Annotated in this window: 20 protein-coding genes; 6 read left to right on the top strand and 14 right to left on the bottom strand. The window is 59.7% G+C overall.

Annotated features, from left to right (window positions below):
- Nucleotides 1-27: 27 nt before the first annotated feature.
- Nucleotides 28-1,182 (bottom strand): type III PLP-dependent enzyme, encoded by a 1,155-nt coding sequence (locus Q4G22_RS10125; protein WP_303385787.1) that lies wholly within the window; start codon nt 1,180-1,182, stop codon nt 28-30.
- Between the two features lie 128 nt (nt 1,183-1,310).
- Between Q4G22_RS10125 and Q4G22_RS10120 the strand changes: the two genes are divergently transcribed.
- On the top strand, nt 1,311-1,742 hold the full coding sequence (locus Q4G22_RS10120) for an Lrp/AsnC family transcriptional regulator (RefSeq protein WP_303385786.1): 432 nt from the start codon (nt 1,311-1,313) through the stop codon (nt 1,740-1,742).
- Nucleotides 1,743-1,763: 21 nt separating this feature from the next.
- Here the strand turns inward: Q4G22_RS10120 and Q4G22_RS10115 are convergent, their stop codons facing one another.
- Entirely contained in the window at nt 1,764-2,420 is a 657-nt protein-coding gene (locus Q4G22_RS10115) for a helix-turn-helix domain-containing protein (protein WP_303385785.1), read from the bottom strand.
- A gap of 154 nt (nt 2,421-2,574) precedes the next feature.
- Here Q4G22_RS10115 and Q4G22_RS10110 point away from each other — a divergent pair, with 154 nt between their 5' ends.
- Together Q4G22_RS10110 and Q4G22_RS10105 are read left to right on the top strand one after the other, a co-directional pair.
- A complete protein-coding gene (locus tag Q4G22_RS10110; protein ID WP_303385784.1) occupies nt 2,575-3,354 on the top strand; it encodes a VOC family protein in 780 nt (259 codons plus the stop codon).
- 224 nt (nt 3,355-3,578) lie between these two features.
- A complete protein-coding gene (locus Q4G22_RS10105; RefSeq protein WP_303385783.1) occupies nt 3,579-6,671 on the top strand; it encodes a valine--tRNA ligase in 3,093 nt (1,030 codons plus the stop codon).
- Nucleotides 6,672-6,726: 55 nt separating this feature from the next.
- On the opposite strand, the gene Q4G22_RS10100 is transcribed toward Q4G22_RS10105, so the two are convergent.
- The 3 genes from Q4G22_RS10100 to Q4G22_RS10090 form a co-directional block, all read right to left on the bottom strand.
- Nucleotides 6,727-7,086, bottom strand: coding sequence for a cell division protein ZapA (locus Q4G22_RS10100; RefSeq protein WP_303385782.1), 360 nt, complete (start codon nt 7,084-7,086; stop codon nt 6,727-6,729).
- A 2-nt stretch (nt 7,087-7,088) separates the two neighbouring features.
- The gene (locus Q4G22_RS10095) at nt 7,089-7,547 is read right to left on the bottom strand and encodes a hypothetical protein (protein WP_303385781.1); all 459 of its coding nucleotides are present in this window, start codon (nt 7,545-7,547) and stop codon (nt 7,089-7,091) included.
- Nucleotides 7,548-7,639: 92 nt separating this feature from the next.
- The gene (locus Q4G22_RS10090) at nt 7,640-9,373 is read right to left on the bottom strand and encodes a BCCT family transporter (protein ID WP_303385780.1); all 1,734 of its coding nucleotides are present in this window, start codon (nt 9,371-9,373) and stop codon (nt 7,640-7,642) included.
- 214 nt (nt 9,374-9,587) lie between these two features.
- On the opposite strand from Q4G22_RS10090, the gene hisB reads away from it, so the two are divergent.
- Entirely contained in the window at nt 9,588-10,172 is a 585-nt protein-coding gene (hisB, locus tag Q4G22_RS10085; protein WP_303385779.1) for an imidazoleglycerol-phosphate dehydratase HisB, read from the top strand.
- Nucleotides 10,172-10,801: an imidazole glycerol phosphate synthase subunit HisH gene (hisH, locus tag Q4G22_RS10080; protein ID WP_303385778.1), complete on the top strand. Its 630-nt coding sequence runs from the start codon at nt 10,172-10,174 to the stop codon at nt 10,799-10,801. The genes hisB and hisH overlap by 1 nt, the downstream gene beginning before the upstream one ends.
- Nucleotides 10,802-10,922: 121 nt before the next feature.
- On the opposite strand, the gene Q4G22_RS10075 is transcribed toward hisH, so the two are convergent.
- A complete protein-coding gene (locus tag Q4G22_RS10075) occupies nt 10,923-12,299 on the bottom strand; it encodes an HTTM domain-containing protein (protein ID WP_303385777.1) in 1,377 nt (458 codons plus the stop codon).
- A 59-nt stretch (nt 12,300-12,358) separates the two neighbouring features.
- Between Q4G22_RS10075 and Q4G22_RS10070 the strand changes: the two genes are divergently transcribed.
- Nucleotides 12,359-12,739: a DCC1-like thiol-disulfide oxidoreductase family protein gene (locus Q4G22_RS10070; RefSeq protein ID WP_303385776.1), complete on the top strand. Its 381-nt coding sequence runs from the start codon at nt 12,359-12,361 to the stop codon at nt 12,737-12,739.
- A gap of 11 nt (nt 12,740-12,750) precedes the next feature.
- On the opposite strand, the gene Q4G22_RS10065 is transcribed toward Q4G22_RS10070, so the two are convergent.
- The 8 genes from Q4G22_RS10065 to Q4G22_RS10030 form a co-directional block, all read right to left on the bottom strand.
- Nucleotides 12,751-13,842, bottom strand: coding sequence for a flagellar basal body P-ring protein FlgI (locus Q4G22_RS10065; RefSeq protein WP_303385838.1), 1,092 nt, complete (start codon nt 13,840-13,842; stop codon nt 12,751-12,753).
- Between the two features lie 5 nt (nt 13,843-13,847).
- Entirely contained in the window at nt 13,848-14,864 is a 1,017-nt protein-coding gene (locus Q4G22_RS10060; protein WP_303385775.1) for a flagellin, read from the bottom strand.
- 1 nt (nt 14,865) lies between these two features.
- Entirely contained in the window at nt 14,866-16,320 is a 1,455-nt protein-coding gene (gene flgK / locus Q4G22_RS10055; protein ID WP_303385774.1) for a flagellar hook-associated protein FlgK, read from the bottom strand.
- 36 nt (nt 16,321-16,356) lie between these two features.
- Complete coding sequence (locus tag Q4G22_RS10050; RefSeq protein WP_303385773.1) at nt 16,357-17,682, bottom strand: flagellar hook protein FlgE; 1,326 nt, start codon at nt 17,680-17,682, stop codon at nt 16,357-16,359.
- Between the two features lie 88 nt (nt 17,683-17,770).
- Complete coding sequence (locus Q4G22_RS10045) at nt 17,771-18,520, bottom strand: flagellar motor protein MotB (RefSeq protein WP_303385772.1); 750 nt, start codon at nt 18,518-18,520, stop codon at nt 17,771-17,773.
- A 94-nt stretch (nt 18,521-18,614) separates the two neighbouring features.
- Nucleotides 18,615-19,835: a phenylacetate--CoA ligase family protein gene (locus tag Q4G22_RS10040; RefSeq protein ID WP_303385771.1), complete on the bottom strand. Its 1,221-nt coding sequence runs from the start codon at nt 19,833-19,835 to the stop codon at nt 18,615-18,617.
- A 36-nt stretch (nt 19,836-19,871) separates the two neighbouring features.
- Complete coding sequence (locus Q4G22_RS10035) at nt 19,872-20,717, bottom strand: ABC transporter ATP-binding protein (protein ID WP_303385770.1); 846 nt, start codon at nt 20,715-20,717, stop codon at nt 19,872-19,874.
- A gap of 67 nt (nt 20,718-20,784) precedes the next feature.
- Entirely contained in the window at nt 20,785-22,071 is a 1,287-nt protein-coding gene (locus Q4G22_RS10030) for an ABC transporter substrate-binding protein (RefSeq protein WP_303385769.1), read from the bottom strand.
- Nucleotides 22,072-22,080: the final 9 nt, after the last annotated feature.

Genomic DNA, 22,080 nt, shown 5'->3' with positions numbered 1-22,080 from the left:
CGCTAGCACAGCCTGGTTACGAAAGGGTTAGCCCAGTGACATCACGGTAGCGTGGGTCATCAGGCCAAAGCCGTTGAAACGCGTGTTCGTCACCGTCGAATAGGCACCCGCACCGTGAAAAATGACGTAATCCCCTTCGGCAATATCGTTCGGCAGGCTCAACTCGCCGGGCAGGCGGTCCACCGAATCGCAGGTCGGGCCGAAAATCACCCGGCCATGCGCCTCGGCCCCGCGCGGGGTGCCGTCGGGGGTCAGCACCTCGATCCGGTCCAGATTGCCGACGATGGGCAGTTCGGTCAGCCCGCCGTAAACGCCATCGTTCAGAAACACGCTGGTGCCGTCGCGCACCGCCTTGACGCGGGCAATCAGAGAAAAGGCATCGCCACACAGGGCGCGGCCCGGCTCGCACACCAGTTGCGGAGCGTCAGGACCAAACACCTCGGCGGTAACAGAGCCGATGCGGTCAAAGATCGCCTCAAGGTCCGGTTCGACCCCATGCACGCGATAGGACGGGAAACCGCCACCGACGTTCAGCCGCACGGCCCGCACCCCCGCCGTATCGCAGATTTCACCCGCCACGCGGATATAGCTTTCCCACGCGCCGGGATCGACGCATTGTGTGCCGGGGTGGAAGGTCAGCGACGGCGTATAGCCGCGATCCGCCACCGCGCGCAGCAGTTCGGCCGCCAGATCCGGCGTCGCCCCGAACTTCGAACCGAAATCATAGGCGGCCCCCAGCACCGGCAGCTTGAAGCGGGGCGAGATTTCCACACCCGCCCCATCCACCGCAACCGGCACCTGCGCGAACAGCTTGTCCAGTTCCGACCGGCTGTCCACCGACCATGCCAGAATGCCCGCCTGAACCGCATGAGCGATTTCCGCAGCCGAACGCACCGGGTTGTGGTAATGCCGCGCCGCGCCCGGCGCCAACCGCCCGATCAGGTCGATTTCCGCAGGTGATGCCACATCAAAGCCGCGCAGCCCGGCGGCGACCAGATTCTGGATCACCACTTCCTCGGGGTTGGATTTGACAGCATAGGTCACAAGCCCCGGAAAACCGGCAAGGAACTGCCGCGCCTTGTCTTGCAGCAAGGTCGGCGCAAAGGCCATGACCGGATTTTCCGGCTGCATGTGCCGGATCAGGTCAGCGGGGTTATCCCAGACGGTCTTGTTCTGTCCCATGCTTGGCCCTTCCCATGTTCCAAAGCCAGAAAGATGCGCCATATGACGTTTGATTTCATCATTGAAAAGCGTGATTTTATCTGAAAACCTTGTCATTCCGCCAGAAATTCCGTCAAAATGGAGCCATCATGGACGATCTTGACCGCCGCATCCTGACACATCTGTCGCAGGACGCCCGCATTTCCGTCGCGGTGCTGGCGCGCAAGCTGCGCGTGGCGCGGTCCACGGTTCAGGCCCGGCTGGAACGGCTGGAATCCAATGGCACCATCGCCGGCTATACCCTGCGCCTTGGCGAAGCCGCGCGCGCCGGTCACATCCGCACCACCGTCCTGATCGCGATCGAACCGCGCACCCTGCCCGCCGTGCTGACCCGGCTGCGCGTGATCGCTCAGGTAGAGGGCATCCATTCGACCAGCGGGCGGGTTGATCTGCTGCTGCAACTGGCCTGTGCCTCGACTGCGGAACTGGATGACGTGCTGGACCGGATCGGCGGGATCGAGGGGGTTCGCTCGTCTGAAAGCCTGATCCATCTGTCAACCAAGCTGGACCGGGCGACCTGAGCCAGCGGGTTTCCTGCCTGTCTAAATACCCTGTTCGGGCGCGCGCAGCGAAAACAGCGAAACGAACCGCTGCGCCGCAGTGACATTCCCCTCAACCCCGATCCCCCCTGCCGCGACCAGATCGCGCAGCGGCACCGGCCCGTAAATCGCCACCGCCAGCGTATTGCCATCGCCGGACAGGGTAAAATCACCCTTGGGCAACGCCACAGCCTGAACCTGCGCGCGGCCATCGCTCAGCCGCCACAGGAACCGCTCTGCCCCCAGATCAAAGCCCGCATCGAAATGCCGCCCCGCTGCGGCACGCGCATCCAGCATCGCCGTCATGGAAATCATCAGCGCAGAGGGGCTGATAAAGCGCGTGTGGTCATGTCCCGGCTGCGTCACGCCCCAATGGCACAGGCTTTGCAGCACCGGCATCAGCGCCCGACCCGCATCGCTCAGCCCATACAGACCCAAGGCGGCGTCATGCGTCACCACCCCTGCCCCGGCCAGTTGCCGCAGCCGCCCGGTCAGGATCGCCGCCGACACACCCGGCAGGCCCGCGCGGATCATCTGAAATCGCTTGGGCGCGAACATCAGTTCGCGCACCACCAGCAACGCCCAGCGATCCCCGATCAGGTTCAACGCATGGGCGGCCAGACAGCCTTCATCATAGCGGAGCTTTGCCATTTCAGTCATGTTTTATAACTATCAGTTGCTTTTTAATACTACAACGGTCACACTCATATTTGGGGAATTACTGTGGCCCACCACAATCGGCAGAAAATGACGGTATGATCTCGGGCGGCTGCTCGCCTCTGTCTGACAACCAAAATACCTGAAAGGACCAAGCATGAGCGATCAAGGCAATCCCTGCTGGTATGAGCTGAATACCAGCAACCCACCCGAGGCCGGCCGTTTCTATGCGACGGTTCTGGGCTGGCAAACCGCCGATGCCGGAATGCCCGGCTTTGATTATACGCTGGCCGGGATGGGCGATGCGATGGTCGCGGGCCTGACAGCGACAGCTGGCGATCAGCCGCCGCACTGGCTGATCTGTTTCGCCGTCGATGACTGCGCCGCAAGCTGCGCGGCCATGCATCAGGACGGGGCAAAGATCCTGTCCGGCCCGACCGAGGTGCCCGGAACCGGCCTTTATGCCCTCATCGCCGATCCGCAGGGCGCGCGCTTTGGCATTTTACAGGCGGACATGTCGCAGATGACCGCAGCCGAAATCGCCCAGGCCCAAGCCAACGCCCCCTTCGATCAGTCGAAACCCGGCCACGGGAACTGGAACGAGTTGATGACCAGCGACCCCGAGGCTGGTCTGGCCTTTTATGCCCGCCATTTCGGCTGGACCAAGGGCGATGCGATGGACATGGGCGAGATGGGCACCTATCAGCTTATCCGCCGCAACGGGGCCGACATCGGCGCGATTATGGGGCTGGGGGATGCGCCGGTGTCGCACTGGCTGCCCTATTTCGGCGTGGACAGCACCGAATCCGCCATCGAACGGATCAAATCGGCAGGCGGCAGCATTCATCATGGCCCGACCGAAGTGCCCGGCGGCGCCTGGATCGCCATCACACAAGACCCGCAGGGCGCATGGTTTGCCGTGGTCGGGCCTCGCTGATTGGGGCAGCCTTGCATCCAAAGCTGCGCATTTGGGCAAACAGCAAGCGGGGCGTTGCGCAATGGATCTGGGCCTTTGAACGGGCGGGCGTTTCGCAGGCCGCGCGGCGCTTTGGCCTGATCTGGCACGGGCATTACCGGGTCAGCCGCCACCGGCGATGACGGATCACCCTTGGCCTTCCCCGCGCCAGCCGTTAATCCAAAGGCCAAGCAAGGGGATGACCGATGAGCATGGACAAAAGCTTTAACGCCGGGACGGCGGAACAGCGGATCGCCGCCGAATGGGAACGCAGCGGGGCCTTTGCCGCCGGGGCTAACGCGCGGCGGGCCGAGACCTTTACCGTGATGATCCCGCCGCCGAACGTCACCGGCAGCCTGCACATCGGCCACGCGCTGAACAACACGCTGCAAGATATTCTGGTGCGCTGGCACCGGATGCGCGGCTTTGACACGCTGTGGCAACCGGGTCAGGACCATGCGGGAATTGCGACGCAGATGGTGGTGGAACGGCAGATGGCCCAAGCCGGTCAGCCGGGCCGCCGCGACATCGGGCGCGAAGCGTTTTTGCAAAAAGTCTGGGCGTGGAAGCAGGAATCCGGCGGCACGATCATCAATCAGCTGAAACGGCTGGGGGCGTCCTGCGACTGGTCCCGCAATGCCTTTACCATGTCGGGCGCGCCGGGCGCGCCTGATGGGGAACAGGGCAATTTCCACGACGCGGTAATCCGGGTTTTCGTGGACCTTTACAACAAAGGCATCATCTATCGCGGCAAGCGGCTGGTGAACTGGGACCCGCATTTTGAAACCGCGATTTCCGATCTTGAGGTCGAAAACCGCGAAACGCCCGGCCATATGTGGCATTTCAAATACCCGCTGGCGGGTGGCGAAACCTATGAATATGTGGAACGCGACGCAGACGGCAATGTGACCCTGCGCGAGACGCGCGATTACATCAGCATCGCCACGACGCGGCCCGAAACCATGCTGGGCGACGGCGCGGTGGCGGTTCACCCGGATGATGCGCGTTACGCGCCGATTGTGGGCAAGCTGGTGGAAATCCCGGTTGGGCCGAAGGAACACCGCCGGCTGATCCCGATCATCACCGACGAATATCCCGATCCCGATTTCGGGTCCGGCGCGGTGAAAATCACCGGCGCGCATGATTTCAACGACTACGGCGTGGCGATGCGGAACGGGATTCCGCTCTATGCGCTGATGGACACCAAGGGCGCGATGCGCGCCGATGGGCTGAGCTATGCGGAAAGCGCCGAGATCGCCACCCGCGCGGCGCGCGGCGAGGATGTGGGCGATGTGTCGAACGTGAACCTTGTTCCGGAAGAACTGCGCGGGCTGGATCGTTTCGACGCGCGCGCCGTGGTGGTGGACGAGATCACCCGCGAAGGGCTGGCCGTCACCTTCCTGCACAAGAGCATCGACAAGGAAACCGGCGCCGAACACCTTGAGCGCCGCCCGCTGGTCGATGCCAAAGCGATCATGCAGCCCTTTGGCGACCGTTCCGGCGTGGTGATCGAACCGATGCTGACCGATCAGTGGTTCGTGGATACCGCCCGCATCGTCGGCCCCGCGCTGGAGGCCGTCCGCGACGGCCGCACCGAGATTTTGCCGGAACAGCACAAAAAGGTCTATTTCAACTGGCTGGAAAATATCGAGCCTTGGACGATTTCCCGCCAGCTGTGGTGGGGGCATCAGATCCCGGTGTGGTATGGGCTGGATCTGGGGCTGGACGGCTTTACCGATGACGAAGGCGACGGTGCTTTAGATGAGGTCGAGCTGTTCCGCCTGCTGGCCGAAGGCATGGTTCACGCGGGCGAAATCCATCGCGCCGCACCGCATTTCAATGACGTGATCGAGCCGTTCCGCGATGCCATCGCCGGCCTGCCGCAGCCCTTGGAAGTCAGCCGCGTGGTTGAGGTCGCAGACCGTGACGCGGCCATCGAAACGCTGGCCCACGCGCTGGCCGATTATAACCTGAGCCAAGACCCCACGCATCTGATCTATCCGGTCTGGCGCGACCCCGACGTGCTGGACACGTGGTTTTCCTCGGGGCTGTGGCCGCTTGGCACGCTTGGCTGGCCGGAAAACACCCCGGAATTACAGCGATATTACCCGACCGATGTGCTGGTCACCGGCTTTGACATCATCTTCTTCTGGGTCGCCCGCATGATGATGATGCAGCTAGAGGTTGCGGGCGATGTGCCGTTCCGCACGGTCTATGTCCACGGGCTGGTGCGCGACGAAAAGGGCGCGAAGATGTCCAAGTCCAAGGGCAACGTCATCGACCCCTTGACCTTGATCGACGATTTCGGCGCCGATGCGCTGCGCTTTACCCTGACCAGCATGGCCGCGATGGGCCGCGACCCCAAACTGGGGCCGAAACATGTCGAGGCGAACCGCAACTTTGTCACCAAGATCTGGAACGCCACCCGCTTTGCCGAGATGAACGGCGTGCGCGGCGGCGGTGCGCGGCCCGAGCCTGCGCATACGGTGAACCGCTGGATCATCGGCGAGGTCGCGCGGATTCGCATGGCGACGGACGAGGCGCTGGCAGGCTATCGCTTCAATGATGCGGCGACCGGGCTTTATGCCTTTGTCTGGGGCAAGGTCTGCGACTGGTATGTCGAGTTCGCCAAGCCCTTGTTCGATGGCGAATATGCCGATGAAACCCGCGCCACGATGGGCTGGGTGCTGGATCAGTGCTTTACCCTGCTGCACCCGATCATGCCGTTTGTGACCGAAGAGCTGTGGTCGCTGACCGGGGATCGCGCGGGGATGCTGGTGCATGGCGACTGGCCGGAATATGGCGCGGAACTGATCGACGCCAATGCCGACCGGCAGATGAACTGGGTGATTTCGCTGATCGAAAGCGTGCGGTCTGCGCGTGCGCAGATGGGCGTTCCCGCAGGGGCGAAACTGGACCTGATCGTGACGCAGGCCGACGATGCCGCCCGCGCCGCACTGGCCGGGAACGCTGCGCTGATCGAACGGCTGGCGCGGGTTAATCCGCCCGCTGACGGCGCGGCTGGCAAGGGGATGATCGCGGTAGCCGCGCCGGGGGCTTCGTTCGCGCTGCCGATTGGCGATCTGATCGACGTGGATGTGGAAACCGCGCGACTGGAAAAAGCGGCGGCCAGGGCAGAGAAAGACGCAGGCGGATTGCGCGGGCGTTTGTCGAACCCGAAATTCGTCGAGAATGCCGATGCCGAGGTGATCGAGGAAACCCGCGCCAAACTGGCCGCGCTGGAAGATGATCTGGCCCGGTTGAACGGTGCGCTTTCTCAATTGCGGGCGATGGCTTAGACGCCCCTGCCGGAGCCTCCGGCGGGGATATTTATGAACGAAAGACGCCTGCGGTTCAGGAGGCGTCGTCTTCGATGCGGTCAGCCAGGGCTTCGGCGCGGGCGGCGAGTTCGTTCATCGCCTCGTGCAGATCGGCGGGGATAACGGGGATTTCGACCCGCTCCGGGTGCGCTTTGAGCCGGTTCAGTTCCCGTTCAGCCTTGTCAGCGCGATCCTCGAATTGTGCGGTGCGGTCGGCCAGCATCAGACCGGCCAGCAGCAGCAGGCGCGGTTCGGGCATCCGGCCCGCCTGCGACAAGATCTGCTGCGCCTCGGTATCCAGCATCGCAGCGGCGCGGCGCAGCAGTTTTTCTTCGCCGTCCTGCGCCGACAGGGTGTAATCGCGCTGACCGATGGTGAATGTGACCTCTGCCATAATCAGCCCCTTTCGCCGTTTTTGACGCCCATCAGGCGTTCCAGTTCGGCCATGATGTCGCCCAGTTGTGCGATCTCGGCCTCGCGCGCGGCGCGCAGGGCCTGAATTTCGGCCTCAAGCGCGGCAATGCTGGCCTGATCGCTGTTTTCGCCCGGCTGCGCCTCGATCAAGGCGCGGTTGGCGTTGCTTAATTCTTCGTTGGCAAGGGCAAGGCGGGCGATTTCTTCGATGGCCTCCTGCAGACGGTTGGCCGTATCGGCTGCGGGCGCATGGTTCTGCGCTACGGCCAGTTCCTGCGACAGCCGTTCATTTTCCGCCAGTGCCGCATCCAGCCGGGCAGCCAGATCGGAATCAGAGGCGGGCGCGGCGGGGATTTGTCGCAGGCGGCCAGTTTCCAGCAGATAGTCGATCCGGTCCAGCGCCGCACTGAGACGGCGTTCGGCTGTGGCTATGTCGCTCATCCGCTTGTCCTTTGTCGTGTCAGAACGGGTTTTGACACTCAAACCCCGTGCTGGCAAGGACAGGCGCAATATCTGCGCCCGCCCGGCAGGTCTCAGGCAAGTTCACGCCGCTCGCCATGAAGGCCCTTGATGATCGCCCAGACAGCGCCCAGCAGCACGATGGTAAAGGGCAGCCCGGTGGACACAGCCATCGCCTGCAAGGCCCCCAGCCCGCCACCGACCATCAGCGCGATGGCAACCAGACCTTCCAGCGAACACCAGAACACCCGCTGGGGAATGGGCGAGTTGATCTTGCCGCCTGCGGCAATGGTGTCGATCACCAGCGAGCCGGAATCGGACGAGGTGATGAAGAACACCAGCACCAGAATGATGCCGACCAGACTGGTGATCTGCGTCATCGGCAATTGCGACAGCATCTGGAACAGCTTGAGTTCAAGCCTGGCCTCGCTGATGCCGGTAAATCCGGCCAGCGTCTGCGTGATGGCGGTGCCGCCCATGGCCGTCATCCACAGCACGCAGACCAGCGACGGCACGATCAGCACCGCGACCAGCAATTGCCGCACCGTGCGACCGCGCGACACCCGCGCGATAAACATGCCCACGAACGGTGACCAACTGATCCACCATGCCCAGTAAAAGGCCGTCCAGCCTTCACGGAAGTTGTTGTCATCACGACCGAACGGGTTGGACAGCGGGATAATCTCGCGCGCATAGGCCCCCAGATTGCCAAAGAACCCGGTGAGGATCGTCATGGTCTGACCGGCGAAAATCACAAAGCACAACAGCAGCACCGCCAGCGCCATGTTGAATTCGGACAGCAGTTTGACGCCTTTTTCCACCCCGGTGATGACCGAGATCGTCGCGATCAGTGTGATGACAACGATCAGGATCACCTTGGCGGTGGTTGAATCCGACCAGCCGAACAGGAAATTCAGTCCTGCCGTGGCCTGTTCGGCCCCAAAGCCCAATGAGGTGGCCAGACCGAAGATCGTGGCAAAGACCGCCAGAATGTCGATGACATGCCCCGGCCACCCCCAGATGCGGTCGCCAAAGATCGGGTAGAACACACTGCGCATCGTCAGCGGCAAGCCCTTGTTATAGCTAAAAATACCAAGCGCCAGCGCAACAACGGCATAGATCGCCCAAGGGTGCAGCGCCCAGTGATAGATGGTCGCGGCCATACCCAGACGCCGCGCGCCCATTTCATCACCTTCCGCCCCACCCAGCGGCGCCCAATCCGTGCGCACGCCGTTTTCATAGGATGGCCCGGCAAAGGCTGCTTCGAAATGACTCATCGGTTCAGAGACGCCATAGAACATCAGGCCGATGCCCATGCCGGCGGCGAACAGCATCGAGAACCACGCGCCCAGCGAAAAATCGGGCGTCGCCTCTGGCCCCCCAAGGCGGATACTGCCCAGGGGCGACAGCACCAGATACAGGCAGACAATAACGAAAATATTGCCGGAAAGCAGAAAGAACCAATCCAGATTGCCAGTCAGCCAGTTCCGTATTCCAGCAAACAGCGGCTCGGCCTGCGCGGGAAACATCAGCGTCAGAATGGTAAAAACAACGATGGCCAGTGCCGAAACGCCAAAGACCGGATTATGAATATCAAAGGGAATCGCGGCATCGCGTTTTTCGATATTGTCCTGACCGATGGTGTAATCGGTGTCGATAATCTCGGTCGGGCCTTCCGGTTGGGGAATCGGTTCGACCCCATCATCCTCGGGAAGCAACTCGGGGTGGCCGCCGAGGATCGGCCGTTCATACCTGCTGTCTCCGGGGTGGCCCTTACGGGCCGAACGGGGCTTTTTTGGATCTGGCATCCTCTTTCCTTTCGCGCAGTTGCTGTGATCGGTCGGTCGGACGGCGGCCTTGGCCACAGAAGCGCCGGGGCGTATCACAGAAATATGAGGGCGGCCACCCCGGCATTGTCCACCAGAACCGACCAGAGCCAAGACAGATGCGACGAATCCGCGCTTGATCTTGGCGCGCGGGGTCTGCCGGGCTAAAGAACGGGCAGAGATAAAGGATGAACGGATGCGCACAGCGACCATTTCCCGCAGCACCGCCGAGACCCGGATCGAGGTTACGGTAAACCTCGACGGCACCGGGGTTTATGACAATCAGACGGGCATCGGTTTTTTTGACCATATGCTGGATCAGCTGTCGCGGCATTCGCTGATCGACCTGACTGTGCGGGCGGACGGCGATCTGCACATCGACGACCACCACACCGTCGAGGATACCGGCATCGCGCTCGGTCAGGCTTTGGCGCGGGCTTTGGGCGACAAAAAGGGTATCCGCCGCTATGGCGCGTTTCATCTGGCGATGGATGACACGCTGGTTCGGGCGGCGCTGGACCTGTCGGGGCGGCCCTATCTGGTGTGGAATGTGGATTTCCCGACGCACAAGATCGGCAGCTTTGACGTCGAACTGGTGCGCGAGTTTTTTCAGGCGCTGTCCACGCATGGCGGGATCACCCTGCATGTGGACCGGCTGCACGGGTTCAATTCGCACCACATCGCCGAGGCCGCCTTCAAGGCCGTCGCCCGCGCCCTGCGCGAAGCGGTCGAGCCTGACCCGCGCAACGACGCCCTGCCCTCGACCAAGGGGGCGCTGTGATGCGGGTGGCGCTGGTCGATTATGACAGCGGCAACCTGCATTCGGCCGAAAAAGCGGTGCAATTGATGGGGCGCGACGCCGGGGCCGAGGTGATTGTCACCTCTGATCCCGATGTGGTGCGCCGCGCCGACCGTATCATTCTGCCGGGCGACGGTGCCTTTCCGGCCTGTCGCGCCGCGCTGGATGCCGTGCCCGGCATGGTCGAGGCGCTGCATGAACGGGTGATCCGTGGCGGCGTGCCGTTTTTGGGGATCTGCGTGGGAATGCAGATGCTGGCCGATGTCGGGCATGAATACCGCGAGACCCGCGGCCTTGGCTGGATCGGAGGGGAGATCGTCGCCATTGACGCGCCGGACCTGAAGGTGCCGCATATGGGCTGGAACGATCTGGCCGTGCTACACCCGCATCCGGTTCTGGATGGCATCGCGACCGGCGATCACGCCTATTTCGTGCATAGCTGGCAGTTTCGGGTAGCCGATCCGGCACATTTACTGGCAACGGCGGATTACGGCGGGGCCGTGACGGCAGTGGTCGGGCGTGACAATATCGTGGGCACGCAGTTCCACCCCGAGAAATCACAAGGCGTCGGCTTGCAGATCATTGCGAATTTCCTGCGCTGGCAGGTTTAGCGCGACGTTGATGCGCTGCTCAAAGCCGGGGCACACCTCGGTTCCGCAGTGAACGGTCCACTGGACCTTTTTCTGATTCGCTCCATCCCGTGGGATATTTGCAACCAAAAGACATGACCGGTCAGCCGCCATGACCGTTGCTGGCCCCCCATGTCGCGATTTCCAGCGGACGCACCCATTCGTTACTGCGCAAGGGGTGGGGGCGCACTTGAGTCAGATCAACGGTCGGGTCGATGAAGGTCTGAAACGGGCGGCCGTTCAGGGATTTCTGCACATCGGCAAAAACCGCGACGTCGCCATGACCGGCCTTGGCCCACTTGTCCTTCAGTGCCAGCGCAAAAGCGTGGATCAGGTCGGCCCGCACCAGCATCTTGTCTGCCTGCCGCGGGCTGAGGTGGTCGGTAGGGTCAACCACCCAGACCTGCTCGGCCCCGCCAGCACCGGGGGCCGTAACAAAGAACGTGCCAAATGCCTCGCGGTCATAAATACGCATCCGCCAACTGAAGCGATGACCTTCACCCGACCAGCGAATTTCACTGTCAGGGAAAAGAACCCCGCGCACCGGCAAAGCAACCTGCACCGTCAGCCATGCCCCCATCGCGATCAACAGCGCGGCAGGCAGCGGGCGAGCCGGTTGCGGCCCGAGCACAGGCATCGGCGGCAGCGGCTGAAACCACGCCAGCAGCCAGCGCGCCAGGCGTTGCGGCCAGTCCGAGGCAAAGAAGATGGTCGATGCCGCGATGGTCATCCAAGGAAAAATACCGATATTAAAGTAAAAACTGTTCGAGATGTGGAAAACGCAATAGATCAGAAACACGGCCAATCGGGTTCGCTCCCACAGCAGCAATGGTGCCCCCAAAACATGCAGGGCGATCACCATCCAGCTGATGATTGGAAAGAAGACATCATACTGAAACAGGAAACCGAACGGGCCGGGATCAGCAACCTCTCGCAGCCAGATTTCCAGCGGTTGCCCGGCCAGCCAGTCGGGCGTCAGCTTGACCAACCCGGCATAGACCAGCATGATTTCCATCTGCGCCTTAAGCATAAACGGCGCGGCATAGGCGACTGTCTCGCCCCGCTGTCGAGGCCGGAGCATGGCGTCCAGAGAATAGCCGCGAGATGCGGGCATGAAGATCAGCAGGATGCCGAACAAGATCACAAGGTAGAAGTGATTCAGGTATTCGGCCCGGTCGAGCAAGAAGAAATAGGCGAACACCGCCACCAAAATGACGATTGCAACGCGATAAAACAACCCCACCATCACGCACAACGCCGCCGCGCCCATGGCAAGCCACAACCAGTGGATATAGGGTTCAGGCAAAGGCTTGAGCCAGCCGAATCCGGGATAGGGGAACAGGATTTCGGGTTCGACCCAGTAGCGGCTGATCCGGTCATGATGGATGAACCGCCAGCAATCCCAGACCAACAAAGCGCCAAAGAAAAACCTGAACGCAGCCAGTGACTGGATCGACACAGGTTGTGACAGGCGCTTCATTATGTCCTCCATTCTTTGTGCTGGTGGAATTACGGCGGTCGTGACACGTTATTCCGGTCATGACCCAAAAAACTGCATTGATCGAGATTGTCTATGATGGTGAGTGCCCTTTTTGCACCGATTTCACCCGTGTTGTGGCATTGCGCCGCCTTGGCGAAGTGGCGCTGATCGACGCACGCGGCACCGATCCGCGCGTTACCGAAATCGGCGCCGGACTGGACCTGAACCAAGGGATGGCCGTGCGTCACAATGGCAGAGTATTGTTCGGGGCCGATGCTATGGCACTGCTGTTGGCCCTATCGCCACCCCGCGGACCATGGAAGGTTCTGCCCTGGTTTTTTGCCACACCAAGGCGCGCATGGCTGGCCTATCCGGTGCTGCGTGCAGGACGCAATATTGTTCTACGTCTTCTGGGGCGGCGGCAAATTGAGGGGCAATAGTATCTTCGCCCTTATTGAACCAACAATTCAGCATGTAACGCACCAGCACCATGGATTGACTTGAGAATATCAATCATTTCTCGCGGACGAACGCCAAGTGCATTCAGCCCTGCAACCACTTCGGAAAGGGAGGTTTCGCCAGACACTTCAGCAAAGCCAATTCCGGGTTCATTGGTAAGTTCGACATTCGTCCGCGGGACCACTACGGTCTGGCCGGCAGCAAACGGGTTCGGTTGCGATACGACTGGCGTTTCTGCCACTTTGAGCGTCAAATTACCCTGCGACACGGCCACGCGCGAGATACGCACATTATTCCCCATAACAATGGTTCCCGACCTGTGGTCAATGACAACCTTAGCTTTATCCTGTGGCTCAACGGTGAGATTTTCAATTCGCGCAAGAACACGCGCGGGATTGACTGCGCCAAGCCGTTGGAAGTCAACAGAGACTGTGCCGCTATCATCAGTGCGCGCAATACGGTTTCCAAAATCTTTGTTGATCGCATCCTCGATCAGAACCGCCGTCGTAAAATCTGCATTCCGTAACGCAATTCGAATATCCTGAATTTCTGAGAAATTGAAATCCACCTCTCGCTCCACCCGCGCGCCAACCGGAATTGTACCAGCAGTCGGCACTCCTTCAACGACACGGGCAGCCTGCCCCGAAGCAGCAACGCCACCCGAAATAATCGACCCCTGCGCGACAGCATAGATATTTCCATCCGCCGCCTTAAGGGGCGTCATCACCAGCGTTCCACCCAGCAGACTTTTTGCATCGCCAATCGTGGCAACATTCACATCCACACGACTGCCAGCGCGGGCAAAAGGCGGCAAATCCGCCGTCACAATAACAGCAGCAACATTTTTGGAACGCAAAGCATCATCAGAGACATTTACCCCAAGCCTCTCTAACAGGCCAGCCAGTATATCTTCGGCAAATGGGGCATTTCGAAAACTGTCGCCAGTTCCATCAAGCCCCACAACAAGGCCATAACCAACTAAATCATTGCCGCGAACGCCATCAAAGTTCGCAAGATCCTTGATCCGAACCGGAGCGGCCGAAGCAAAAGCAGGAAGCAAGACAACAGCAAGAAGCGCAATCAGTTTTTTCACCGCAGGTAATCCACAAGCTTGAGGTTCGACAGGCGCGAGGTCAGCGTGTAAAGGGTTTCCAATTGAGTCTGAGCCTCCATCAAAGCAGTAGAGGTCGCAAATGGGTCAGCAGAAATTATATCATTGCGCGCAATTTCGTATGTGGCCAATGCACTGGCATTTTGTGTATACGTCGTTTCTATTTGTTGCTGGGTCAGCCCCAATTTACTGCGCAGCCCAACGACATCAGCACCGTTGTTCAGCAGTCCAGCACCAGAGAGGCGGAGTATTTCCCGCTGATCCGATGGCGATTCGGAAAGAACGCCACGATTGACAAGCGCCCCCAGCGCCATGAACTTAAGTGTATCACGCAGCGCCGGGTGGCTTGCGTCAATATCAACTACGGCTTTATCATATTCTGACACCCGAACTTGCCGCGAGGCGCCTTGCGACCCGGAATAGGCAAAGTCCAGAAAACCATCCTCCCCAGCCGGGGCTGAGAACCAGTCATCCAAAAGTGCATTCACCTCTGCAGCAGAGGTGGCACCAGAAACAACCACCTCAATCTCGGCAAGAATACGGTCGGCCGACACCAGAGGCGCATGATCCGTTTCGATACCACTGAAGATATGAACCCCCGCAACACTCGTATTAAGTTGGGCAATAGCCGACTGGAATGCCTGCGAGGCTTCGTGAGAATGAGTGGAAACAACCTGGGGCGAGTCCGCAACCACCACTGCCATCAGCGACACCCCTAACTTTTCCACTTTAGAATGCACATCACCCAATACGGCTTGCATAATATCAACCTGCGCAGTGATTTCAGCAGAGTTCAGCTTGAACTGCTGCAATATATCAGCTCGGCTTTCGATGTGATGAAGAGGTTGAAGGTTGCTACGCACGCGCTGGGTAATATCGGCCACTTTCCCACTGTTCAATTCTGATGAAAGAACGTCAATCGTTGACTTCAACCGGTTTGTTGCGTTTTGCAATGCATAGGCGCGGGCATTATCGCCGATAGAATTGATGCTCATATCAGATACTCAGCAGGGTTTTCAGCATATCATCGATGGTCTGGATGACTTTGGCATTGGCAGAATAGGCATGTTCATATTGTAGAAGCCGACGCATTTCAGCGTCACTATCCACGCCATCAGCCATCAACCGCATGGACAGTGTGGTTGATCGCGCATTTCTGACTGCCAGTTCTGCATCCGCCGCGATACGGCGTGTTCCCAAGCGGGACGAAAACTGGCCTGAGAAATCATCCAGACCGCCTTGCCCTGCAAAAGTCGCGGCATCCGACATTGTTTTCGGTTCCGTCAGCGCGGTACTGATCCGATCCAGCAGACGGCCATCACCCACACTACCCGGCGCGGTGGCACCAAGACCGTCACGAACCTTCCACACCTCCCCACCATTAGCAGGGTTGATTGCAGGATTGATGCGGATACGTGACGACAGGCCACCAATCGAAGCCAGAGACGCAGCCTCGCCGTTATCCGTAAAAAATCCGGGATTATTGTCAAGCGTAGGATCAACAACCTTGCTGGCCAGCCGATCATGCAAATCCAGCGCGATTGCGTCGATTTCACGCTGCAATTGCGGCGCTAATTCGTCTCGCACCGAGAAAGAAGCAATCAGTGTGCCGCCGCCCAGCATTGTCATTCTGGCTGAAGAAATCTGGTGGCCGTCCACCGACAGCACTCCAAGCTGCCCGCCATCCACCGTCATATCGGCCGAGATTTGACCGGCTGCCGTAAACTCAAAATGCGCAGGTTTGCTTCCATCCAGAAGGATAGCTCCACCCGTTGCGAAAAGAGCCAGTTTATTTCCGGGACGCTCGACCTGTTGAACCGGAATAATGGCCGAAATGCGGTCAATGATGGTCTGACGCTCATCCTCCATTGACAGAGTTTCGGCACCGCTGCTCCCTACTGTGGAAATACGGCGGTTCAGTTCGGCCACCCGCTCCAAATCGGCGTTCAAATTAGCGACATCGGCAGCAATCTGTTGATCCGCAGCAGCGCGGGCAGCCTGAATGCCATCACCAATGGCGTTCAGTTGTCGTGCCAATGTCGTCGCAGCAGACACGACCTGTGTCAGACGAACATCATCATCCGGGCGAGAAGCCGCAGATGTCAGTGCGGTCTGAAAGCCGCTTAGAGCAGATGAAAGGGAACCCGTCTCGCCCGGAGTTCCAACCAGTTTCTCCATTGATGTCAGGAATTGGGACTGAATCATCGTCCCTTGTTTGGCACCGCTGGCAGAACGGTTTTCAGCAACCAAAGTATCGTTAACGATCCGGTTGATACCATTCACATGAACGCCGCCGACACCCCCGGACCACGACTGAGACGACACCGCCATCTCGCGCCGGGCATAGCCCGGCGTCATGATATTGGCGAGGTTCGACGACACTGTTTCGGTGCCGCGACCGCTGGCCTGAAGGCCGGTCACCGCGTTGGATAAGGCTCTTGTAAGGTTCATGCTTTCTTCCTTTCAGCGGACGCCCGGAGCAGGTCATCAACGCTTGATGTTGGTGGTTTCCTGAAGCATCTCATCCACCGTCTGAATCACCTTGGCATTCGACGAATAGGCCCGTTGCGTCACGATCAGACTGGTCAGTTCATCGGCAACATCGGTGGTTGATTCCTCGCGAGCATAACCGACAACTTCGCCGGTCGGGCCATCACCCGCATCCCATAGGAAGAACGAACCGGAAGTCGGCGAGATCTTGAAGGTCTGGTCATCAAGGGCAATCAAGCCGTTTGGGTTTGCCACATCAGCCAGCGGAACCTGATAAAGAACTTTGATGAAGCCGGTATCATAGGTTGCGCGTATCAGGCCGTTTGGATCGATTTCCACCGAAGCGAGGTTCCCCACCGGCGAGCCATCCTTGGTCACATTGGTTGTGGCAAAGCTGCTTGACAGCTGCCGCATCCCGTTTACTCCGTTAATTTTGCCGATTTCCAGCGACATAGGACCGCCCGCCACGTCAAAATTCAGCCTGCCGGTGTCTGGGTCGTAATTACCGTGCGCATTCCCGTTATTGTCCCTCACCTCTTTAATCGTTCCGGCAGTGCCAGCAGCATCGTCAAAGACAATCTGAAGCGTCTCGATCACGTCTTCGGGCGGGTTACCCGCAGAATCACGAATCTCGACCAGCCAGGTATTGGACAGACCAGGGTCATCAGGAATCGTCGGGGTAAAGCTGAGTGTCAGTGTTTCCGACGTGCCAAGATTGCCAAAATATTCAATACTCATATTGATCGGTTCGCCCGAGGCGGTATCCCGCGTTTCTGACGCAGGCAAATTCATGTTAAGAAAGATGTTGCGAGTCGGATCGCTGGCTGTCTGATTCTTGTCGATCTTGATCGGCTGCAAACCGGTAATTGTGTCGCGCGGTTTCAGCGGAATCGAACCATCGCTGTTGGCTGGCCAGCCCATCAGAACCAGCCCTGATTCGGTTCTGAGAATGCCATTCGCATCAGGACGGAAGCTACCAGTGCGGGTCATCAGCATGGGCAGATCGGCCATTTTATTGTCCAACGCAACAGCAGTCGTGACAGGCAGCATACCCCGACCAGAGATTGCAATATCCAGCGGATTGGACGTGCCGATCAATGAGCCATTTTGTTCGATGATCCGATGCGAGGTGGCCCGCACCCCCCCCGCAGCATAAACCCCGGTCGAAGTGCCTTTCACCAAGACCATGGCATCAAATTCAGTTTCGACCCGCTTGTAGCCATAAGTCGAGGAATTGGCGATATTGTCGGAAATCGTCGCCAGACGCATGGCATTGGCCGAAAGACCCGAAACACCTGCGCTGAGGGCTGAAGACATCGTCATGAAGCTGCTATCCTTACGTTGGAGCCTTTGAACCGGAGCATGGACGAGACGGCTTAAAATTCGCCTAACGCGCGGCAGGTTTTGGCACCTATCTGAGTAAAATCACCTCAATCCGGTTGTTGGCCGGGTCCATCGGGTTGGCCGAACGGTTCTTGCGATCAGCCCAGCCGGTCACGCGCTGAATACGCTGACCATCCAGATTCGCCTGCTCCATCAGGTTGCGCACAGTGTGGGCGCGGGCATCGGACAATGGCCAGACCGGAGATTGCGACATCATCGCCGGATAGGCACGCACATGGCCGGAAATCGCCAGATCATTGCGCACCCTGCCCAGCACACGCGCGAGAATATCTGCCAGTTCCCGCGTGACCTGATTCGGCTGCGCCGTATCCTCGACGAACAGTGGCTCATCGGTCAGATCAGACAGTTCGATGACCAGCCCTTCGTCCGTCAGCCGTGTGACGACGTGGCGCAGTGCATTGGTGTGCTGCATTGATTCGGCCCCGGACCCGGTCAGCGCATCCTGAATCTGTTTGACCATTTCCTGAAACTGAGCGGCATCGCCGGTCATTTTCTCGGCCTGACCCTGACCATCCTCGGCCGAATCACCTGCCCCGGTCTGGGTTTGCATGATCGTCGGATCGAAATAATCGGCCAGACCGCGACGCTGTTTTTCTGTGGTTGCATTCAGCAGCCACATCAACAGAAAAAACGCCATCATCGCGGTCACAAAATCCGCATAGGCCACCTTCCACGCGCCGCCATGATGGCCCGCCTCGCCGCCTTGCACACGTTTGATAATGATCGGGGCAGATCCCCTGCCTTTATCAGCGGCCATGATGCCACCCCCAAGTTTCAGTTACTCAAGGGTAGAAAATTTATCAGGAGGCCCTTCAAAACAAGTTAACGTCTCAAATGCGCCCTATTCTGTGTCAGTCGTATTTGCGCTGATCCTCGATCACCAGCCCGTCATTGGGCAGGCTACCGGGGGGAACAACCTCGACCCGGCCTTTCAGCTTCAGCACATCCACAACCGAAGCCGTATAAAATTCACCCACAGAATCAGGCGCTTCGATACGCACTGTCATGCTGTCCATCTCGCCCTCGCGGGTAGCGATGACGCGGGCGCGGGTGATTTCGGGGTGCCGGGCAATCAGCGCGGCGACCTGCTCGGGGCGCACGAACATGCCCTTGATCTTGGTCGTCTGATCGGCCCGGCCCATCCAGCCCTTGATTCGCATATTGGTGCGACCGCAAGCGCTTTGCCCCGGCAAAACCGCCGACAGATCGCCCGTCGCGAATCGGATCAGCGGGTAATCGGGGTTCATCGTCGTGACCACAACCTCGCCGACTTCGCCTTCGGGGACGGGATCGCCGGTGCCGGGGCGGACGATTTCGACAATCACCCCTTCATCCACGATCATTCCGTCAATCGCATCGGATTCATAGGCCAGCAGCCCCAGATCGGCGGTAGCATAACATTGCCGGGTGATGATTCCCCGATCCGCATAGGATTGACGTAGCGACGGGAACAGCGCGCCGCCCGATACCGTTGCGCGAGCGAAAGACAGTTTTTCACCCATTTCATCGGCTTTATCTAAAATAATCTTCAGATAATCCGGTGTGCCGGCATACACTGTGGTGCCTATGTCAACAGCAGCCCGCACCTGCAATTCGGTCTGCCCGGTTCCGGCCGGAAAAACAGCAGCGTCAACTGCCCGCGCCCCCGATTCGAACATCATCCCCGCCGGGGTCAGGTGATAGCCAAAACAGTTGTGAACGATGTCGCCGCGCCCGACACCGGCAGCATGCAGAAACCGGCCAAGCCGCCACCAGTCACCTTCACGGCGACCCGGTTCATAGATCGGGCCGGGCGACTGGAAAATGTGATCGAACTCTGCCGCCTTACGCGTGGCAAATCCCCCAAAGGGCGGCGATTTCTTTTGTGCATCAGACAGTTCCGCCTTGCGGATCACGGGCAGGCTGGCCAATGCCGCGCGGGTGGTGATCTGATCCGGGTCCACGTCACGCAACAGTCGGGCCAAAGCCGGGGCCATCTTGGCGCGGGTCAGCACGGCGGGCAGATCACGCGCAAGGGCTGCCCCTCGTTCATCCGCGCTACGGGTTTCCAGATCGTCGTGATGGCTTGTCATGCTGTTCCCCTGCAATGCGTTTTCCGGTTCAGGCAATCACGCCAGCCAACGCTTGCGGCGGCGATAGCTGCGGACATCGCGAAAGGATTTGCGCCCCTCGTCCGACATGCCCAGATAGAATTCTTTCACATCCGGGTTTTCGCGCAGAGCATCTGCCGCGCCGTCCATCACCACGCGGCCGCTTTCCAGAATATAGCCGTAATGAGCATAGCGCAGCGCAACGTTGGTGTTCTGCTCGGCCAAAAGGAAGGTCACGCCCTCGCCCTCATTCACGGCCTTGACGATCTCAAATATCTGCTCGACCAGCTGCGGGGCCAGACCCATCGAGGGTTCGTCCAACAGGATGGTTTCCGGGCGGCTCATCAGGGCGCGGCCCATCGCGACCATCTGTTGTTCCCCGCCCGAGGTATAACCGGCCTGAGACCGCCGCCGTTCGCGCAAGCGGGGGAAATATTCATAAACCATTTCCAGATCGCGCTTGATCGCGGCCCCACCATCGGTGCGGGTATAGGCGCCGGTCAGCAAGTTTTCCTCGACCGTCAGGTGTTCAAAACAGTGGCGCCCCTCCATCACCTGGATGACGCCTTTCTTGACCAGACTGGCCGGGTCCATGTCCTGCACGCGTTCGCCGCGATAGACGATGCTGCCCTTGGTCACCTCGCCGCGTTCGGAATGCAGCAGGTTGGAAATCGCCTTCAGCGTGGTTGTCTTGCCCGCGCCATTGCCGCCCAGCAATGCGGTGATGCCTCCTTTGGGCACCGACAGGCTGACGCCCTTCAGCACCAGAATGACGTGGTTATAGATCACCTCGATATTGTTCACCTCAAGCAGCTTTTCGCCGCTGGCGATGGTCGAGGTCTGGTTCGGCGCGGTGTCCAGCATGGGCAATCCCCCGGTCAGATGGCGGTCAGGGTGGCCCCGGCGGCGTGATACCGCCGGGGCTGTCGGATCAGTTGCAGCTACGCGGCGTGATATTGCTTTCCCGCGCATAGGCGGCGCTGTCCTCGGCGATCAGTGGGTCCAGCACCTCGTGGTCAGGCGAGGTAAACTCGGTAATCAGGTTCCACTGGCCTGCGGCGGCGTCCCACTGCTGCACACGGGCCATGCCGCTGCCGCCGTGGTTGTCGCAGGTGATCGCCAGTTCCGGGCCAAAATCGGGCAGCCCCAGTTCGACCAGACGTTCGGGCGTGATATCCAGCGCCTCAAAGCCCTGACGGACCTGTTCGGCGTTCACCGCCGACGTGCCGGCCAGTTCCTGCGCCTTCCGGATCGCCTCGGATATGACCAGCGCCGCATACATGCCGCGCGAATACAGCACCGAACCGACATGCGCCCCGCCCTGCGAAGCCTTGCCGGGGTCGATGACGTATTGCTTCATATCATCATACATCGGGTAATCGGTGCCGACGCCGTGGAAGGTCATGGATTTATAACCATTGGCCCCCGCCCCGACCGGACGCACATCCAGTTCCGAACCCGACCACCAGATCCCGATCATGTTTTCCATCGGAAAGCGGATATTCGCGGCTTCCTGAATTGCAGCCTGGTTCATCACGCCCCAGCCATACAGGATCACATGGTCAGGACGTTCGCGCCGGATTTGCAGCCACTGGCTTTTCTGTTCCTGGCCGGGCGCATCAACGGGGATGAGTGTCAGCTTGAAGCCATGCTTTTTCGACAACTCCTCCAGCGTGCGGATCGGTTCCTTGCCATAGGCCGAGTTGTGATAGACCAGCGCAATCGACTTGCCATCAAGGCTACCGTCGTTCACGTCCAGCAGATGTTTGACCGCGATTGAAGCGCCGTCCCAATAGTTGGCGGGCGCATTGAACACCCATTCGAACACCGTGCCGTCCTTGGCCGAGGTGCGGCCATAGCCCGGCGTATACAGCGGGATATGGTCAACCGTCACCTTGGGGATCAGCTGATAGGTGATGCCGGTGGACAGCGGGTTATACACCAGCGCGCCCTGCCCCTTGGTCGCCTCATAGCATTCAACACCTTTCTCGGTGTTATAGGCGGTTTCGCATTCGGGCACCCGCACACGTTCACCGCCAATGCCGCCGTCGCGTTCGTTCAGCAGGGTAAAATAATCATTGAAGCCATCGGCATATTGAGTGCCGTTCGCACCATAAGGGCCGGTGCGATACGACAGGTTCGGCACCACCAGATCGGCCATCGCGGGGGCGGCAGCCATCACGGCAGCAGCAACGATTGCGGGGAAAGTCAGTTTCATTCGGGTTTC

It is taken from the genome of Paracoccus sp. (in: a-proteobacteria) (assembly GCF_030538655.1).
In the GTDB taxonomy this organism is placed as follows: Bacteria; Pseudomonadota; Alphaproteobacteria; order Rhodobacterales; family Rhodobacteraceae; genus Paracoccus.
The sequence above is the reverse complement of the archived record's forward strand: the minus strand, read 5'-3'. Positions and strand labels throughout refer to the sequence as shown.

What these genes read in the sequence shown, in the direction of transcription:
- Q4G22_RS10125 (WP_303385787.1), bottom strand. Translation starts at nt 1,182, where the DNA reads ATGGGACAGAACAAGACCGTCTGGGATAACCCCGCTGACCTGATCCGG.
- Q4G22_RS10120 (WP_303385786.1), top strand. Translation starts at nt 1,311, where the DNA reads ATGGACGATCTTGACCGCCGCATCCTGACACATCTGTCGCAGGACGCC.
- Q4G22_RS10115 (WP_303385785.1), bottom strand. Translation starts at nt 2,420, where the DNA reads ATGACTGAAATGGCAAAGCTCCGCTATGATGAAGGCTGTCTGGCCGCC.
- Q4G22_RS10110 (WP_303385784.1), top strand. Translation starts at nt 2,575, where the DNA reads ATGAGCGATCAAGGCAATCCCTGCTGGTATGAGCTGAATACCAGCAAC.
- Q4G22_RS10105 (WP_303385783.1), top strand. Translation starts at nt 3,579, where the DNA reads ATGAGCATGGACAAAAGCTTTAACGCCGGGACGGCGGAACAGCGGATC.
- Q4G22_RS10100 (WP_303385782.1), bottom strand. Translation starts at nt 7,086, where the DNA reads ATGGCAGAGGTCACATTCACCATCGGTCAGCGCGATTACACCCTGTCG.
- Q4G22_RS10095 (WP_303385781.1), bottom strand. Translation starts at nt 7,547, where the DNA reads ATGAGCGACATAGCCACAGCCGAACGCCGTCTCAGTGCGGCGCTGGAC.
- Q4G22_RS10090 (WP_303385780.1), bottom strand. Translation starts at nt 9,373, where the DNA reads ATGCCAGATCCAAAAAAGCCCCGTTCGGCCCGTAAGGGCCACCCCGGA.
- hisB (WP_303385779.1), top strand. Translation starts at nt 9,588, where the DNA reads ATGCGCACAGCGACCATTTCCCGCAGCACCGCCGAGACCCGGATCGAG.
- hisH (WP_303385778.1), top strand. Translation starts at nt 10,172, where the DNA reads ATGCGGGTGGCGCTGGTCGATTATGACAGCGGCAACCTGCATTCGGCC.
- Q4G22_RS10075 (WP_303385777.1), bottom strand. Translation starts at nt 12,299, where the DNA reads ATGAAGCGCCTGTCACAACCTGTGTCGATCCAGTCACTGGCTGCGTTC.
- Q4G22_RS10070 (WP_303385776.1), top strand. Translation starts at nt 12,359, where the DNA reads ATGACCCAAAAAACTGCATTGATCGAGATTGTCTATGATGGTGAGTGC.
- Q4G22_RS10060 (WP_303385775.1), bottom strand. Translation starts at nt 14,864, where the DNA reads ATGAGCATCAATTCTATCGGCGATAATGCCCGCGCCTATGCATTGCAA.
- flgK (WP_303385774.1), bottom strand. Translation starts at nt 16,320, where the DNA reads ATGAACCTTACAAGAGCCTTATCCAACGCGGTGACCGGCCTTCAGGCC.
- Q4G22_RS10050 (WP_303385773.1), bottom strand. Translation starts at nt 17,682, where the DNA reads ATGACGATGTCTTCAGCCCTCAGCGCAGGTGTTTCGGGTCTTTCGGCC.
- Q4G22_RS10045 (WP_303385772.1), bottom strand. Translation starts at nt 18,520, where the DNA reads ATGGCCGCTGATAAAGGCAGGGGATCTGCCCCGATCATTATCAAACGT.
- Q4G22_RS10040 (WP_303385771.1), bottom strand. Translation starts at nt 19,835, where the DNA reads ATGACAAGCCATCACGACGATCTGGAAACCCGTAGCGCGGATGAACGA.
- Q4G22_RS10035 (WP_303385770.1), bottom strand. Translation starts at nt 20,717, where the DNA reads ATGCTGGACACCGCGCCGAACCAGACCTCGACCATCGCCAGCGGCGAA.
- Q4G22_RS10030 (WP_303385769.1), bottom strand. Translation starts at nt 22,071, where the DNA reads ATGAAACTGACTTTCCCCGCAATCGTTGCTGCTGCCGTGATGGCTGCC.